A 16572-nucleotide genomic window follows, 5' to 3' on the forward strand; every position below is an offset into this window, starting at 1 on the left:
CTCGCCTTTTTACTTCAGGCCACGCTCACAATCTCCGTGGGAAGAACACCTAGGCATCGGCTGCGGCGATGGGGAGTTCTATCGGGCATCCGTGCCGCCCACGATGGTGGTTCGCACGCGTGCCACACTTGGCCGCGGCGGCACGCTGCTGAAGCCGAACGTGACGGCGGGCCGGATGGGGGCCAGCGCCCCGGTGTCCGCCCCATGCCAGCTGACGACGGCGGACGCCACGTGGTGCAGGTCCGTCAGCCCATAGAACTCCGACCTTCCACTGCCGGCAGTTCCGTACGTGCGGGCGCCGGGTGCCGCGAGGGCAGCGAACGGATTGACCGCGGCGAGCCAGCGGGGATGGACGGCAAGGCGCCTGGGTACTGCCGCAAGGCTGTTCCCAGCAGGGTCCTCGCACCGGTGACGGCCCGAATTGCCAGCGGACCGGCGTCGACCGTCAACGTCTGCTCGGTGAGCGAGGCAGCAACGTCCAGCACCCGCACTTCATCAAAGGTGTAGGTGGCGGCAATGAAGCCGGCCACCTCGGGTGTTGGTGCCAGCAGCAGCCGGTGTCCCGAAGGCTGTTGCACCATGACATCTGCGAACGACCCAAAAGGGGACTCCTGCCACATGCCCACGACGGCGCGCAGCCCGGAGGAAGTGCCAATCCCGGCAATGTGCCCGTCAAATGTCCAGCGGCTGCCCATCAGGCCACTGTAGCGGGAAGGGTGCGCCTCACAGGCGTCCGTAAGACGCGGTGCCATTAGGGTCACGCCACCTGGCCAGGTCTTCCTCAAGAGCCTTGCGGAGAGCGGGATGAACGCCGACGCGCCGCCTGAATGATTCCCTTGCCCGGCCCAGGACCGTGGATGGGACAACGATGCACGCGACCAGGTGGGGAGTGGCGGGTAGGGCGCCACTCCCGTCCCGGCCTGTACAGGATGCCTGCTGGGATAACCTAGAGCAGTGACTTATGAGATCGAGATCGGCCGTGGCAAGCGTGGGCGTCGTGCCTACTCCCTGGATGACATTGCAATCGTCCCCAACCGTCGCACCCGTGACCCCAAGGATGTCTCGGTCTCCTGGCAGATCGACGCGTACCAGTTCGACATGCCGGTGATCGCAGCGCCGATGGATTCGGCCATGTCCCCGGCCACTGCAATTGCCCTGGGCAAGCTGGGCGGCCTCGGCGTGCTGGACCTCGAAGGCCTGTGGACCCGCTATGAGGATCCGCAGCCGGTCCTCGACGAGATCGCTGCCCTGGAGGATGAAACCAACAGCCCGGCCGTGACCGGACGGATGCAGGAACTGTACCTCGCACCCATCCAGCCCGAGCTCATCACGTCCCGCCTGGCCGAGATGCGCGAAGCCGGTGTCACCGTGGCCGGGTCCCTGACCCCGCAGCGCACCCAGGAACACTACAAGACAGTCGTGGCCGCCGGCGTCGACATCTTCGTCATCCGCGGGACCACCGTGTCCGCCGAGCATGTCTCCAAGAACCACGAGCCGCTGAACCTGAAGCAGTTCATCTATGAACTCGACGTCCCCGTCATCGTCGGCGGCGCCGCCGGCTACACGCCCGCCCTGCACCTGATGCGCACCGGTGCGGCCGGTGTGCTGGTGGGCTTCGGCGGCGGCGCCACCACCACCACGCGGCGCGCCCTGGGCATCCACTCGCCCATGGCGTCAGCCATCTCCGACGTCGCTGCCGCCCGCCGTGACTACATGGACGAGTCCGGCGGCCGCTACGTGCACGTGATTGCCGACGGCGGGATGGGCACCTCGGGTGACATCGTCAAGGCCATCGCGATGGGCGCCGACGCCGTCATGCTGGGCAGCGCACTGGCCCGGGCGGAGGAAGCACCAGGCAAGGGATGGCACTGGGGCCAGGAAGCGCACCACACGGAACTGCCCCGCGGCGACCGCGCCAACGTCGGCACCGTGGGCCCGCTCGAGGAAGTCCTCTTCGGCCCGGGCCACCACACCAACGGCACGTCAAACCTCATCGGTGCGCTGCGGCGCTCCATGGCGACCACCGGCTACTCGGACCTGAAGGAATTCCAGCGGGTCGACGTCGTCGTGTCGCCTTACGAGGGAAACTGACCCGGAGGCAGGGCAGCGCGGTCCGCGCTGCCCTGCCCAAAGGACGCCGGTTGCAAGTAGTGTGGGCTTACTGGCGGCACTAGAGGCACTGGAGGCGTTCAATGAAGAGTGTTCCTGTAAACGGCGGGGTCCTCGGACCGGAAGCCCGGGAAGCGGCGATCGAGCGGCTGCGGGCCACCACCGAACCGGGTCGGGAACTGGACATCCTGATCGTCGGCGGCGGCATCGTCGGCACCGGAGCAGCGCTGGACGCCGTGACGCGAGGACTGAGCGTTGGCATCGTCGAGGCGAGCGACTGGGCGGCCGGCACCTCTTCGCGCTCTTCAAAACTGATCCACGGTGGCCTGAGGTACCTGGAAATGCTGGACTTCGCCCTGGTCAAGGAAGCCCTGCAGGAACGCGGACTCCTGCTGTCCGAGATTGCTCCCCACCTTGCCCGGCCGGTGCCCTTCCTGTATCCGCTCACCAAGCCGTTCATCGAGCGTCCCTACGTGGGCGCGGGCATCGCCCTGTACGACGTGATGTCAGTTTCCGCCGGCCACAGCCGGGGGGTGCCGTTCCACAAGCACCTGAGCCGCCGCGGTACCCTGCGCGCCGCCCCCAGCCTGAAGGATGACGCCTTCGTGGGGTCCATCCGTTACTACGACGGCCAGGTGGATGACGCCAAATACTGCGCCAATCTGGTCCGCACGGCTGCCTACTATGGCGCCCATGCCGTGAACCAGATGAAAGTGGTGGACTTCCTCCGCGAAGGTGAACGGGTAGTGGGCGCCAAGGTGGAAAACCGGGAGGATGGGACGCAATTCAGCATCCGCGCCAAGCAGGTTATCAACGCCACCGGCGTGTGGACTGACGAAACCCAGGCCATGGTCACCGACCGCGGCCAGCTGAAAGTCCGCGCCTCCAAAGGCATCCACCTGGTGGTTCCCCGCGACCGCTTCCAGTCCACGGTGGGTCTGATCCTTCGGACGGAGAAATCTGTCCTGTTCGTCATCCCGTGGGGACGGCACTGGATCATCGGCACCACGGACACTGACTGGCACCTGGACAAGGCCCACCCGGCCGCCTCAAGCAAGGACATCGACTACATCCTCGAACACGTCAACAAGGTGCTCAAGCGGCCGTTGACCAGGGAAGACGTTGAAGGGGTCTACGCCGGACTGCGGCCGCTGCTGGCCGGAGAGAACGACTCCACCGCCAAGCTCTCCCGCGAACACGTGGTGGCGCACCCTGTTCCCGGGCTGGTGGTGGTGGCCGGCGGCAAGTGGACCACGTACCGGGTCATGGCCAAGGACGCCGTGGACGAGGCCACCCGCACCATGGATGAACGGGTTCCGCCCAGCTGCACCGAAACCATTCCGCTCCTTGGTGCCAGCGGCTTCCGGGCCGCCTGGAACCGGCGGAACCGCACCGCCGAGGAATCGGACGTGCACGTGGCCCGGATCGAACACCTCCTCAACCGGTACGGGTCGATGGCACCCGAGGTCCTGGCCATCATCGAGCAGGACAAGGAGTTGGCCGAACCCATCCCCGGGGCCGATGACTACCTCCAGGCCGAAGCCGTTTACGCCGCCACCCACGAGGGCGCCCGGCACGTACAGGACGTCCTGACCCGCCGTACGCGGATTTCGATCGAGGCGTGGGACCGGGGCGTGTCCGCTGCCCCCGTTGTCGCTAAACTGATGGGTGACGTTCTTGGCTGGAGTGACGCGCAGCGCGAAAACGAAGTCCGCCACTACATTGCCAGGGTGGAGGCCGAGCGCCTCAGCCAGCAACAGCCGGACGACGAATCCGCGGACGCCGCCCGCTTGGGCGTGGAAGACATCGTGCCCTTGCGCTGAGGGGCCGTTCACCCCGCACTGCTGACTGAAGGGATACGCCTTGGCGGAACCACTTGACCCGTATGACGCCGAACTCACCACCCCCGAGATGGTGATCCTGGAGCTGGAGGCGACGGATAAGACCGACGCCACCAACCAGTTGGCCGAACGGCTCTACGCCGCCGGGCGGATTTCCGACCTCGACGGATTCCTCAAGAACGTCAACGCCCGCGAGCACCAGCTGGCAACCGGCCTTCCCGGCGGGGTCGGCCTGCCGCACGCCCGCAGTGAGTTCGTCTCCCGCACGTCGATCGCCGTCGGAATCACCAAGTACGGCCATGCCCTGGACTTCGGCGCCACGGACGGTCCGGCCACCGTCATCCTGCTGATCGCCACCCCCGCCAGTTCGTTCTCGGACCACTTGGAGGTGCTGGCAACGCTGGCCCGGTCGCTGTCCAAAGAATCCTTCCGGGAATCCCTGAGGCGGGCCTACGACGCAGAAGTCATCGCCGAGCTCATCAATTCCAGCCTGGTGTTCTTCGACCACTAGGACGGCCCGGACCCCCGCAGCAACCGGACCCACCAGGCGTTTAGTTGTTCTACAGAAGTACGAAGTACGGTTAAGACGTGTGGAAAACAGCCCTTAAACCCCGATGGATCGCAGGCTTCATCTTCGCGATCGCACTCTCCGGGGTCTTCGTGCTGCTCAGCCAGTGGCAGTTCGGCCGTTCCACCCAGCCCGAAGCGCCGGTCAACCCCGCCAGTGAACAGGTCCAGCCGCTCACCGGCACCCTCCAGCCCGGGGAGTTCTTCCACGGCAGCGCCTCAGACCAGATGGTCACCGCCCAAGGAACCTACAGTCCCGACAAGCAGGTGCTCGTCCCCGGCCGGCTCCATGACGGAAAAACCGGATACTGGGTCGTTTCCGCTTTCGCCGTCAACGGCGCCCCCACCCTGACGGGCGCGGCTGCGTCCCCGCAAACCTGGATCCCGGTGGCACGAGGCTGGGTCGCGGACCCTGCCGACGCGGCAGCCCCGCCGTCGGGCCTTGTGGAACTGACCGGACGCCTGATTCCCTCTGAAGCGCCGGTTCCCGGGAAGGCTCCCAAAGCCGGGGAGGCCTCGGCAGTTTCTGTCGCAGAACTCATCAATTACTGGGGCGTCAGCAGCTACCCTGGCTTCGTCTCGGCCACGGCCGAGGTGGTGGGCGGCAAGGATGTCAGCGCCGCGTCAGTGCCCGGCAGCCTGCTGCCGCTGAACATCGGCCCGCAGCCGCCGTCGCAGCAGATCAACTGGCTGAATCTCTTCTACTCCATCGAGTGGGTGGTTTTTGCCGGTTTCGCCATCTTCATCTGGTGGCGGCTGGTCAAGGACGACTACCACCGGGACCTTGAAGAAGCCCTCGACGACGCCGAGGACTCCGATGCCCCGGACCAGCACCAGAACGACCAGCAGCAGAACGAACAGCAGCAACCTGATCAGCACCAGCAGAAGGTACAGCCATGATTGATCCGAAACCGGCCACCCCCTCGCCGCAGGCCACCGGCGCCAAGACAACCGGCAAGAAGCGCCGTTTCGGCGGCACCGAAGCGCAGATCCGGTCGGCCCTGAAGTTCTACAAGGTCATGGCCTACCTGACCGGCACCATGCTGCTCCTGCTGTGTGCGGAACTGGTGGTCCGATACGGCTTCGGACAGTACCTGTTCGCCGGCGGCACCAGCGCACTCACCGGCCAGCCCTTCGGTTTCGGATTCGCCGACGCCGAACCGCCCGCCGTCCTGAACGGTGTCAACATCTCCGTCACGGTCCTGATCGTGCACGGCTGGATGTACGTGGTGTACCTGATCTCCAACTTCCGGCTCTGGTCCCTCATGCGCTGGCCGTTCCTGAAGCTGGTCCTGCTGGCCCTCGGCGGCGTGGTGCCGTTCCTGTCCTTCATTGTCGAGAAGAAGTTCCACGCAGAGGTGGAGGCCGAACTCGCCGCCAACCCGCAGGCGCCGCAGCGCTATTAGGAGTTTCGGCCCTTAAGGACGTCTGCTCCGTCACAGGGAGGCTTCTCAAGGTGCGTCGGTGCAACGGCGCAAAGTAGGCTATTACGGTGACTACTCCCACTGCATCCCAGACTTCCCAGAAGCCGGTGCTGGTTGTTGATTACGGTGCCCAGTACGCGCAGCTCATTGCCCGCCGCGTCCGGGAAGCGAATGTGTATTCGGAAGTGGTTCCGCATACCTACACCACCGAGCAGCTACTGGCCAAGAATCCCGCCGCCATCATCCTGTCCGGTGGCCCCTCCAGCGTCTATGCCGACGGCGCTCCGAGCGTCGGTGCCGACCTCTTCGAAGCGGGTGTGCCCGTCTTCGGCATCTGCTACGGCTTCCAGGCCATGGCCAACGCCCTGGGCGGCAAGGTGGACAAGACCGGGCTGCGGGAGTACGGATCCACCGAAACCACCATCCTGGGCGACGGTCGCTCCGTGCTGGAAGGCATGCCGCAGCACCAAAAGACCTGGATGAGTCACGGCGACTCCGTCCACGAGGCTCCCGAAGGCTTCGACGTCCTGGCCACGACCGCCGGCGCGGAAGTCGCGGCGTTCGCCAATGAGGAAAAGTGCCTGTACGGCGTGCAGTGGCACCCGGAGGTCAAGCACTCTGCCTACGGCCAGCAGGTCCTGGAGAACTTCCTTTTCAAGGGCGCCAAGCTGGAACCCAACTGGACCACCGGCAACATCCTCGAAGAGCAGGTGGAACGCATCCGCCAGCAGGTGGGGGACGCCCGGGTCATTTGCGGCCTTTCCGGCGGCGTCGACTCCGCCGTGGCCGCTGCCCTGGTGCAGCGCGCCGTGGGCGATCAGCTCACCTGCGTCTTCGTTGACCACGGCCTGCTGCGCGAAGGCGAAGCAGAGCAGGTGGAGCGCGACTTTGTCGCCGCCACCGGCGTGAAGCTGTACGTCGCCAACGAACAGGAGCGTTTCCTTTCGGCGCTGGCGGGCGTCAGCGATCCCGAAACCAAGCGCAAGATCATTGGCCGTGAATTTATCCGCGCCTTTGAGGAAGCGGAACTGGCCATCATCGCCGAGGCAGCCGCCCATGGCGAGAAGATCAAATTCCTGGTCCAGGGCACCCTGTACCCGGACGTCGTCGAATCCGGCGGCGGCGAAGGTGCTGCCAACATCAAGAGCCACCACAACGTGGGCGGCCTGCCGGAGGACCTGCAGTTCGAGCTCGTTGAACCGCTCCGCGCCCTGTTCAAGGACGAGGTCCGTGCCGTGGGCGCGCAGCTCGGACTGCCGCAGGAGATCGTCGGCCGCCAGCCGTTCCCGGGCCCCGGCCTGGGTATCCGGATCGTCGGCGACATCACCAAGGAACGGCTGGACCTGCTGCGCAAGGCGGACGCCATCGCGCGTGCCGAACTGACCGCCGCCGGACTGGACGACGAGGTCTGGCAGATGCCCGTGGTGCTGCTTGCCGACGTCCGCAGTGTCGGCGTGATGGGCGACGGCCGCACCTACGGCCACCCGATCGTGCTCCGTCCCGTATCCTCCGAGGACGCGATGACGGCGGACTGGTCGCGCCTGCCCTACGACCTCCTGGCCCGGATCTCCAATCGGATCACCAACGAGGTGGACGGCGTCAACAGGGTGGTGCTGGACGTCACCAGCAAGCCGCCGGGAACCATCGAATGGGAATAGCCCCTTGAGTGGCCGGCCTCCGCCAGCGGAGGCCGGCCACTGTTTTTCCCGGGAGAATCCCCCCAATTTCCTGTGCTCCAGTGTTGCGGTCGCCAAAGTCCGGCACCAGAGCGGCTACTCTCGAATCTATGCCGGTATGGTCCAGGACGTCACGTGCAAACGCAGAAAAGAAGGCAGAAGTGTCAGTTGGTCAAGGCCACCCGGAAGGCTCGGAAGAGCTTCGCAAATGGCTGTCCGGGCTTAAACCCGTCACTGGCGCGGACACGATGCTGCGCTTCACGAAGACTCCCGAAGGCTCCATCGACCTCACATCGGCGCATCCCTCGGGCCTCGCCCAACTCATGGCAGGGCGCCGCACACGCCTGTCCACGCTGATCCGGGACCGCCAGCAGTACGTGGTCGCGGCCAGGGCATCGCGCAACATCCGGTCAAAGATTTTCGAGCTCTCCAACGACCGCGGCATCGACGCCGGATACCTGTCCGCAGGCACCGTCGTGTGGACGTCCGCCGTCGGGGGCAAGCCCCAGCGTGTGTCCGCCCCCGTCATGCTGACCGCCATCTCCCTCACCGTCCGTCCGGGGGAGGACGACTTCGAGCTGCAGCTCACCGAGCAGGCGCACATCAACCCTGCCCTGGTGCGGCACTTGAAGAACATCCACGGGATCGTCTTTGACGTCAACGCCGTAACTCGCCTCGCCTACAGCACCGCCCGGTTCGACCCCCAGCCCGTCCTGGACCGGCTGGCCGCGCTGATCCGGCCCATCCACGGTGCCGAAACCCAGCACAACCTGCTTGTCTCGACCTTCGCCGATCTCTCCGGCAACCTGGACGACCCCTGGATCAACGACTCCCACCCCATCGTGTCCGCGTTGGCCACTGCGGCCGGGGGCGAGGTGGTGGACGTCCAGGATCCGGACCCCTCGCGTTTCCCGCACCTGGACAACAGGCATCCCAAGGATGAGCTGCTGCTGCTGGACGCGGACACGGACCAGCAATATGTGATCGATGCTGCCCGTGCCGGGGACTCCCTCGTGGTCAGCGCCCCGCCGGGTACCGGCCAGACCCAGACCGCCATCAACACCATCGGTGCCCTGGTGGACGCCGGGAAGACGGTACTGGTGGTGGGTGACCGCCGGGCCAGCTTGAATGAGGTCTCCGGCCAGCTGGAATCCTTGGGGCTGGAGTCCATCCTGTTCCAGCTCACCGGGAACGTCACTGCCCAGCAGCTGAAGGGGCAACTGGTGCGGGCGATCGTCCGCAACGAAAAGTCGCTGGAACCGCAGCTTGGCAACCTCCACACCACGCTGACCGGGCACCGGCATGCACTCATGGACCACGTGGCGTCGCTCCACAACGTCCGCGAGCGATGGGGCTGCTCGCCCTACCAGGCCATGCAATCACTCGCGGAGCTCACCTCAATCCACCCGGCACCTGCCACCACCGTCCGGTTGAAGCGAAGTGTCCTGGACAGCATCCGGGACCGGGAGGAGCTGGCCGGCAGGCTGCGCCGTGCCGCCGAACTGGGAAGCTTCAGCAAGGCCGCCACTACCAGCCCATGGCATGGAGCGCGGTTGCTGACCCGCAAGGAAACCGAGGAAGCCCAGGACCTGGTCCGCTCCGTTGCCAAGAGCCTCCCGGCCTTGCGCGAGCGGATGGATGCCGTTGCCGAGCACGCCGAAATCCGCCTGGGGGAGTCCTTTGCCGAATGGGGTGAGCAGCTGGAGCTGCTGGTTGCCGTCCGCGGAAGCCTGGACAAGTTCACGCCGGACATCTTTGACCGGCCCGTGACGGACCTGATTTCCGCCACGGCCCCGTCGGCGTGGCGCCGTGAACGCGGCATCGAGATGACCTCGATGCAGCGCTCCAGGCTTCGCCGGGTGGCCAAGGAATATGTCCGCCCGGGCGTGCACATCGCGGACCTGCACACCTCCCTGGTCCTGGTTCAGGAGCAACGCGCCCTCTGGGCGGGGTACGCCACCACCCAACGCCATCCCGCAGTACCGTCCGGCCTGGCCGAAATGAACGCCATGTACCGGTCGCTGGACGGGGAGCTGGCGCAGTTGGGACAGGCACTCCGGCACACGGAAGCCGGCGGATCCCTCGCCGCTGCGCCGTACGGGCAGTTGATGGACCGGCTGGAACGCCTTGTGGCGGACACCGACACCCTCAAGACGCTGCCGGAACGTACCCTCCTGATCGAAAACATGCGTGAGCACGGCCTCGGTGAACTCCTCGCCGACCTCGCGGAGCGGGAAGTCCCGGAACGGTCCGTTGCCGCCGAACTGGAACTGGCCTGGTGGCAGTCCGCGCTGGAGGCAATGATCAGCGGCGATGACTACCTGGCCATGTCCGACGGCGACGCCCTCCGCCAGCTCGAAGCCGAGTTCCGGTTGGCGGACAACGCCCACATCGCCAGCGGCGCCGCGCGCCTCCGCTGGGACCTGGCGGAACGCTGGCGCGGAGCCATCGCCGAACAGCCGCGCCAGGCCGGTCTGTTGCGCAGCCTGCTCAAGGACGGCCGGGTATCGCTTCCGTCCCTGACCGCCCAGGCCCCTGACCTGATCGGCACGCTGGTTCCGGTGTGGTCTGTCAGCCCCTACCTGATGACCGGGCTGCTCCCGGCGGAACAGCACTTCGACGCCGTCGTGATCCTCGATGCCGAGGCCACGTCGCTGCAGGCCGTCCTGCCGTCCATCGCCCGCGCACGCCAGGTGATTGCGTTCGGCGACCCGCGCATCGCGTCGCCCCGGACCTTTACCGTCGGTGTGGAGCGCCTCGCCGCCGGTGAGTCCGCCCATCACCGGGTGGAGAGCGCGTTCACCGCCCTCTCTGCGGTGCTTCCGGTATGGCGGCTCAACGTGGTGTACCGGGCTGTGGACGAGGACCTCGTCCTGCAGTTGAGCAAGAATTTTTACGACGGCGGCCTGCGCCGGCTCCCGGAAGGCCAGTCGGCCACGGGCCTGGACCGGTCGCTGCTCGTGGAGTACCTGCCCGACGGTACCGGCCTGCCCAGCGCTGACCACGAAGGCGTGGAGTCCGTAGTGGCTGAGGTCAACCGGGTGGTTGAGCTCGTATTCGAACACGCCCGGCTGCGTCCGCGTACCTCGCTTGCCGTGGTCACCGCCAGCCTGCGGCACGCCGCCAGGATCGGCGAGTCCATCCGCCTTCAGCTGTCCAACCAGCCCGGGATGGCGGGGTTCTTCGGTGCCGGCCCTGAGTCCTTCAGGGTTGTGGATCTGGAACGGGCCCAAGGGTTGGTCCGCGATCACGTTATTTTCTCGCCAGGCTTCGGACGCACCCCGCACGGCCGGGCGCTCCACAACTTCGGTCCGCTCTCCGCGGAAGGTGGCCGGGAGAAGTTCGCCCTGGCCATGACGCGGGCGCGCCGGTCCATGCACGTGCTCACCTGCTTCCGGCCTGAGGACCTGGACCACACCAGGCTCACTCACGGGGCGGTGGACCTGTACACGCTGCTGAACCGCGAAATTTCCGGTAACACCGACCTGGGCACACCGGCGTCCCGGGCCGCCGCCAGCGAACAGGCGCTCGGTGCGGACCCCCTGGTCGCCGACCTGGGCGACCGGTTACGCGCCCGCGGTGCCCGGGTTTGGCACCAGTACGACGGCGCCATCGACGTGGTGGCCGCGGCTGACCCGCTGAACACCATGGGCAAGGACGAAGCCGACCTGCCACGCCCCGTGGCCATCGAGTCAGACGGCACCGGGCAGTACCGCACCATGAGCGTGCGGGAACGCAGCAGGCTGCGTCCGCAATTGCTGGAACGCCTGGGATGGCGTTATATGCCGTTGTGGACCATCGAGGTGTTCACCGACCCGTCGTCCTGTGCCGACCGTATTGCCGGGTACCTCGGCCTCGAGAACCTGGTGCTGCCGGGCAGGGCCGCCAACTCGGCCGGATTCCTTGACGACGACGTTGACCAGGCGCTCAATGGTATCGATGCAGCTCCGGTCAGCGGGATTTCTTACCTGCCCGGGAACGGCATTGGCGGGAACCGGTACGACGCCGGTGACCCCGCCGAGGGCGTCCGCCCAAGCCAGGGCCGGCGTTCCGTTGGCCTGGATACCAACGAGGCTGACGGCGTGGACGTGGAAGACAGTGTTGCCAAGGAGGAGGGGCCCGTGGAAGATCGGGCCGGGGAAGACATGAGCGAGAACAAGAAGTCCGAAACGGCAGCTGACGAAGCGAGTCCGGCAGGTATTCCGCAGCCAGCTCCGGCGGCGGCGCGGGCAACCGCGGGCACCGAAGGTATCCTGCCCAGCAAGGCCGCGGAAGATGACGCCCGCAGCTGGGGTGACCGTGAGGACGACCACGACGCGTGGTTGAAGGAACAGAAACCGCCGCACTGGGGCTGACCGGCAGGATTGCCTCCGGGCCGAGGGCAATCCCGGGGTGTCCGGGAACCCCGGCGGTGGCGTCACTGCGGACCGACCAGCACGAAGAAGAGCCGGCCCTGCGTTGAAGCTCCAGCCAGCCGGGATGATTGTTCTGCGTTTGCCGCTACCACGATCAACCCGTCGGTCTCTGCCGTCCCAAGCCACTGTCCGCTCTGGCCACCCTTGTTCGAGGTCCACAGTACTGGGACAGCAGCTGCCAGCACCTCGGAAGGACCCTGCTGGTCGAACCCGTTGGCCGAGGTGAGCACGACGTTGACCAACTGGCCGGGTGAGACCAGCTGGATGGATGACGGGTCCGCCATCCGCAGCGGAACCGCGGCCGAGCCCGGAGGTGTCCCTGTGAGGAGGCCCGGGCCCAGGAGCTGTGCGTCCGTAATGAGCTGGCCTCCTCGCACCGGTGCCGCGAGTTGTTTGCCGGCGGCCGCTGCGGTGTCTTGGAGGAAGCCTTCTGCCACCATTCCGGGCGGCACCTGGACGCTGGCCAGGTCTGACGCCGTTAGGGCGGTACCGGCCGGCAGATCCCGTGCGGCAGCCAGGGCGGTCACGGTGGAGAGCGGGGCGGGTGTCAGTTGATTGACCGTGATGGCCGCAGCTGCGCACAGCAGCAGGGCGGCGGCCAGGCGGCGGTTGCGGCCCAACCAAAGGGCCAGCCGTACCGGGATACGTTGGTTCGCCCTGGGGGGACGGGCGGCGTTGCGGGTGCTCGTGGGACTTCGGAGGCTGTCGCGGCCGCGGCGGGGATATGCAGGCATACGGCCACGCTATTGGTGGCCAAAGCGCCGGGACAGTGGGGGCGGCGGCTATGTGGACAACGACGGCCGGCACCACAAGGCGCCGGCCGTCGTCGTTATCAGTGCTTGGGGCTAGTTGGCCGCAGCAGCCGGGGCGGGCGCCGCTGGTGCCGCAGCCGGAGCGGGGGACACGGAGCTGCCCTTGGAATCGCGGGAGTCGGTGCGGTAGAAACCTGAGCCCTTGAAAACCACGCCCACACTGTTGAACTTCTTGCGCAGCGTGCCCTCGCATTCGGGGCAGGATGTCAGGCTGCTGTCCGAAAACGACTGGACGATTTCGAAGGCGTGGCCGCAATCCTTGCAGGCGTAAGCATATGTTGGCACTGGTGCTCCTCCTCTTGGGCAAACGAGAGGTCCCGTGCTGCCATCCGGTAGTCCGTTAGCAGTCGCAGGGCCTGAGTGCTAATTCTATCACTGCGCCCGGTGGGGACCGGGCTCAGTTGCCACCCGACAGGCGACGGTACCCGGACGGCAGCAAGACGCCCGGGACAGTGCGGTCGAATTCCTCGGCAGGAATCCGGCCCGCGGGAAGCAGTTCATCGTCGTAGATAACAGCGGCCAGCGGTATTTCCTTCCCGACGGCGGAGAGATGGCCCAGGAAGGTGTCGTAGTAGCCGCCACCCTGGCCGATCCTGTTGCCGGACAGGTCCACGGCAGTGGCGGGAATGATGAGCGCCGAGGCGGCGCCCGCCACCTCGCGCCCGTGCCGCCGCCCGGTGGGTTCCAGGATGGGCGCGTAGCTGCTGCGTTCGAAGCCGGTGTCCGGGGTCCAGAACACCCAGCTCAGCTCACGGCCCGGCTCGCACACGGGCAGCAGGATCTCGTGGCCGCTCCCGTGCAGCGCCTTGACCAGCGGCATAGTGGGAGGTTCTTTCCCGACACCCAGGTAGACGCATACGGTGCCAGGCTGCCCTGCAGTGACGGATGCTGCCCATGCCTCCCCGTGGCGGGCCAGGGCCGAGCCGGCGGCTTCCAGCTCAGCCTCCGTCCGTAGGGCCCGCCGGCGCCGGTGGGCTGTCCGGATATCTTCCTTGGAGGGATTCGTCTCCTGCGGCATGGTGTCCTTCCTTGGTGCCCCGCGTTCAATGGCGTCACAGGCGGATGAGGGCCCGCGGGGCCAATGGTTACTGAAATGCTTGACGCTGACGTTAGATTAGTCCGGTGACTACCAGTAACCCCAGAGTCCGCAAAGCCGTCATCCCCGCAGCGGGCCTGGGCACCAGGTTCTTGCCGGCCACCAAGGCAATGCCGAAGGAAATGCTCCCCGTGGTGGACAAACCTGCCATCCAGTATGTGGTGGAGGAAGCCGTCCATGTTGGCCTGAACGACATCCTCATGATTACGGGCCGTAACAAACGTGCACTGGAAGACCACTTCGACCGGGTGCCCTCGCTTGAATCGACGCTCGCCGACAAGGGGGACACTGAAAAGCTTGCCTCCATCCAGGCGGCCAGCAAGTTGGGCGACATCCACTATGTCCGACAAGGCGACCCCCACGGCCTGGGCCACGCCGTACTCCGCGCCAAACAACACGTTGGCGACGAAGCCTTCGCTGTCCTGCTGGGAGATGACCTCATCGACGCCCGCGACGAACTGCTCAGCACCATGATCGATGTGCAGTCGAAGACTGGTGGCTCCGTGGTCGCCCTGATTGAAGTGGAGCCCGCACAGATCAGTGCCTATGGCTGCGCCGATGTCCAGGAACTGGACGGCGAGGACTATGTCCGCGTCAACCGGCTCGTGGAGAAGCCATCAGCTGAGGAAGCGCCGTCCAACCTGGCGCTGATCGGCCGTTACGTCCTGCACCCCGCCGTCTTCGATGTCCTCGAGCACACCGCACCGGGCCGCGGCGGCGAGATCCAGCTGACCGATGCCTTGCAGGAACTCGCTTCGGGAGACGGTGAGGGCTACGGGGTCTACGGCGTGGTGTTCCGCGGCCGGCGCTACGACACCGGGGACAAGCTCAGCTACCTGAAGGCCTGCGTCCAGCTGGCCGTGGACAGCGATGACCTGGGCCCCGGCCTGCGGGAATGGCTGCCCGGTTTCACTGCCGGTCTTTCCAGCTAGCGCCGTGCGTACCGGTCCCATCTGGCCGGTCACCCTCGAATGCGGTGACCTTGTCCTGCGGCCCATCCGCTACCGCGACAAAACGGAATGGACCGAGGTGCGGTCCCGGAACAGTGAGTGGCTGGCGCCCTGGGAAGCCTCCAACCCGGAACCGGGAGGCGGGCTGCCCGACTACCGGCACATGGTGCGCTCACTGAACGCGCAGGCGGCCCAGTCAACAGCGCTTCCCTTCGTCATCACCGAGCGGACGCCGGGGCTCCGGAACCCTGCGATCGTGGGGCAGTTGACGGTTTCATCGATTGTCTGGGGTTCGGCCATGATGGCCACGCTGGGGTACTGGGTGGACCAAGGCCGGGCCGGCCGGGGGATCGCGCCCACCTCCGTGGCCTTGGTGACTGACCATTGTTTCCGGACCCTTGGCCTGCACCGGATGGAAATCAACATCCGGCCGGAGAATGGGCCCAGCCTGCGCGTGGTGGAGAAGCTGGGATTCCGGGATGAGGGATACCGGCCTCGTTTCCTGCACATCAACGGCCGGTGGGCGGACCACCGCTCGTTTGCCTTGACCTCGGAAGAAGTCCCGGAGGGACTGCTGGCCCCCTGGCTGGCGTCCCGCCGGTCATAAATCCATCGGTTTGTGGACAGGGGTACGACACACCGGGGCTAATGCGGCCTGAGCAGGCATGATGCTCATACGGTTTTGAGTGTGGACTTCCCCCTTAGCAGCTCAGTGATCCTCGTGGTTGCCGTCGTGCTCTGGATCCTTTGGGTAGCCCCATACGTCCTCCGGAACCGCAGGAGCCAGGTCCAGGCCGTCGGCGACTTCCTTCCAGAGGTCCCCGCCGATGACAGGCCGGACCAGCCCGCCGGCAAGGTCCTGAACGTCGCCGCCCAGCAGGAGAAAGCCATGGAACCCAGGAAGAGTGCCGCAGGCGCTGCCAGCACCCCGTCCCCGGCCCGGTTCCGCATCCGGTACGGCCGGACCGCCGTGGCCCTTGCGGGCATGCTGTGCCTGGTGACCGCCTTCATCTCAGGTGTGCTCCTTCCCTTCGGTGTGGGATCGGCCGTCCTTCCCCTCACCACTTTTGCGGTGGCCGCCGGATCGGTGGCACTTGTCCGGTGGCTGGCCGTCCGGGACCGCAAAGCGAAGGTAGACGCTGCCTTCCGGTCCGCCATGAGTGCGCCTGCCCGGCACCAGGAGGCGGACCCCGTCATTCCGCCCAAGCCCGAAGCCGCTCCGGTCCGGCCCGACAGTCCTCTGTTTGACGCAGAAGCGGGCGAGGCCAAGGCGAAGCCGCTCACTGCCGTGGAGCTGCGTGAGGCGGCCCTCGCCGTCGCCGTAGCCGCCGGTGACACCAGCGCGGCAGCGGCCGCAGCAGGTGCTCCCGCCGGCACCCCGTGGGAGCCCGTTGAAGTTCCCAAGCCGACGTACGTTGAAGCTGCCAAGGCTGAGCGTCCCGAGCCCCTGCCGCTGGAACTCCCGGAAGCTCCCAAAGCAGTTGGCAAGCCGTCGCTGAAGCAGGGGGCTGCAGCCGGTGCCGAAACCCCGGAGACCGCGTCCCAGCCTGTCGGTTCCCCGCAGTTGACCAAGGCGCAGAGTGCCTTGAGCAACCTCGACGACGTCCTCCAGCGCCGCCGCGCCTAGGCGGCTGGAAAGCGTTGCCGCCGCTTTGCCGGTCCTGGCGCGCCAATTTGGTGTT

Annotated in this window: 15 protein-coding genes; 10 read left to right on the forward strand and 5 right to left on the reverse strand. The window is 66.5% G+C overall.

Annotation, left to right across the window (positions count from 1 at the left end):
* Positions 1-78 precede the first annotated feature (78 nt).
* Positions 79-231: a hypothetical protein gene (locus QRN53_RS21795; RefSeq protein WP_350224171.1), complete on the reverse strand. Its 153-nt coding sequence runs from the start codon at positions 229-231 to the stop codon at positions 79-81.
* 14 nt (positions 232-245) lie between these two features.
* Positions 246-752 carry a hypothetical protein gene (locus tag QRN53_RS12890; protein WP_350224172.1) on the reverse strand — a complete coding sequence of 169 codons (507 nt, stop codon included), beginning with the start codon at positions 750-752 and terminating at the stop codon, positions 246-248.
* Between the two features lie 202 nt (positions 753-954).
* Between QRN53_RS12890 and QRN53_RS12895 the strand changes: the two genes are divergently transcribed.
* The 7 genes from QRN53_RS12895 to QRN53_RS12925 all read left to right on the forward strand — a co-directional run bounded on the left by QRN53_RS12895 (position 955) and on the right by QRN53_RS12925 (position 11972).
* Complete coding sequence (locus tag QRN53_RS12895; RefSeq protein WP_285244241.1) at positions 955-2091, forward strand: GuaB3 family IMP dehydrogenase-related protein; 1137 nt, start codon at positions 955-957, stop codon at positions 2089-2091.
* 101 nt (positions 2092-2192) lie between these two features.
* Positions 2193-3932: a glycerol-3-phosphate dehydrogenase/oxidase gene (locus QRN53_RS12900; RefSeq protein WP_285244242.1), complete on the forward strand. Its 1740-nt coding sequence runs from the start codon at positions 2193-2195 to the stop codon at positions 3930-3932.
* Positions 3933-3972: 40 nt separating this feature from the next.
* A complete protein-coding gene (locus tag QRN53_RS12905; RefSeq protein WP_285244243.1) occupies positions 3973-4461 on the forward strand; it encodes a PTS sugar transporter subunit IIA in 489 nt (162 codons plus the stop codon).
* 77 nt (positions 4462-4538) lie between these two features.
* Positions 4539-5417: an SURF1 family protein gene (locus tag QRN53_RS12910; RefSeq protein WP_285244244.1), complete on the forward strand. Its 879-nt coding sequence runs from the start codon at positions 4539-4541 to the stop codon at positions 5415-5417.
* Positions 5414-5923 carry a DUF3817 domain-containing protein gene (locus tag QRN53_RS12915; protein ID WP_285244245.1) on the forward strand — a complete coding sequence of 170 codons (510 nt, stop codon included), beginning with the start codon at positions 5414-5416 and terminating at the stop codon, positions 5921-5923. The genes QRN53_RS12910 and QRN53_RS12915 overlap by 4 nt, the downstream gene beginning before the upstream one ends.
* 86 nt (positions 5924-6009) lie before the next feature.
* Positions 6010-7599 (forward strand): glutamine-hydrolyzing GMP synthase, encoded by a 1590-nt coding sequence (gene guaA, locus QRN53_RS12920; protein ID WP_285244246.1) that lies wholly within the window; start codon positions 6010-6012, stop codon positions 7597-7599.
* A gap of 128 nt (positions 7600-7727) precedes the next feature.
* Entirely contained in the window at positions 7728-11972 is a 4245-nt protein-coding gene (locus QRN53_RS12925; RefSeq protein WP_285244247.1) for an AAA family ATPase, read from the forward strand.
* 62 nt (positions 11973-12034) lie between these two features.
* On the opposite strand, the gene QRN53_RS12930 is transcribed toward QRN53_RS12925, so the two are convergent.
* The 3 genes from QRN53_RS12930 to QRN53_RS12940 form a co-directional block, all read right to left on the reverse strand.
* Positions 12035-12766: an RcpC/CpaB family pilus assembly protein gene (locus QRN53_RS12930; protein WP_285244248.1), complete on the reverse strand. Its 732-nt coding sequence runs from the start codon at positions 12764-12766 to the stop codon at positions 12035-12037.
* 111 nt (positions 12767-12877) lie between these two features.
* Positions 12878-13129, reverse strand: a complete 252-nt coding sequence (locus QRN53_RS12935) for an FmdB family zinc ribbon protein (protein ID WP_285244249.1) — start codon at positions 13127-13129, stop codon at positions 12878-12880.
* Positions 13130-13241: 112 nt separating this feature from the next.
* Positions 13242-13862: a 5-formyltetrahydrofolate cyclo-ligase gene (locus QRN53_RS12940; RefSeq protein WP_285244250.1), complete on the reverse strand. Its 621-nt coding sequence runs from the start codon at positions 13860-13862 to the stop codon at positions 13242-13244.
* 104 nt (positions 13863-13966) lie between these two features.
* Between QRN53_RS12940 and galU the strand changes: the two genes are divergently transcribed.
* The 3 genes from galU (at position 13967) to QRN53_RS12955 (ending at position 16517) form a co-directional block, all read left to right on the forward strand.
* A complete protein-coding gene (galU, locus tag QRN53_RS12945) occupies positions 13967-14872 on the forward strand; it encodes a UTP--glucose-1-phosphate uridylyltransferase GalU (protein ID WP_285244251.1) in 906 nt (301 codons plus the stop codon).
* A 4-nt stretch (positions 14873-14876) separates the two neighbouring features.
* Positions 14877-15497: a GNAT family N-acetyltransferase gene (locus QRN53_RS12950; protein ID WP_285244252.1), complete on the forward strand. Its 621-nt coding sequence runs from the start codon at positions 14877-14879 to the stop codon at positions 15495-15497.
* A 105-nt stretch (positions 15498-15602) separates the two neighbouring features.
* Positions 15603-16517, forward strand: a complete 915-nt coding sequence (locus QRN53_RS12955) for a hypothetical protein (protein ID WP_285244342.1) — start codon at positions 15603-15605, stop codon at positions 16515-16517.
* The last annotated feature ends 55 nt before the right edge of the window (positions 16518-16572 follow it).

This window comes from Pseudarthrobacter sp. fls2-241-R2A-127 (genome assembly GCF_030209355.1).
Taxonomy (GTDB): Bacteria; Actinomycetota; Actinomycetes; order Actinomycetales; family Micrococcaceae; genus Arthrobacter.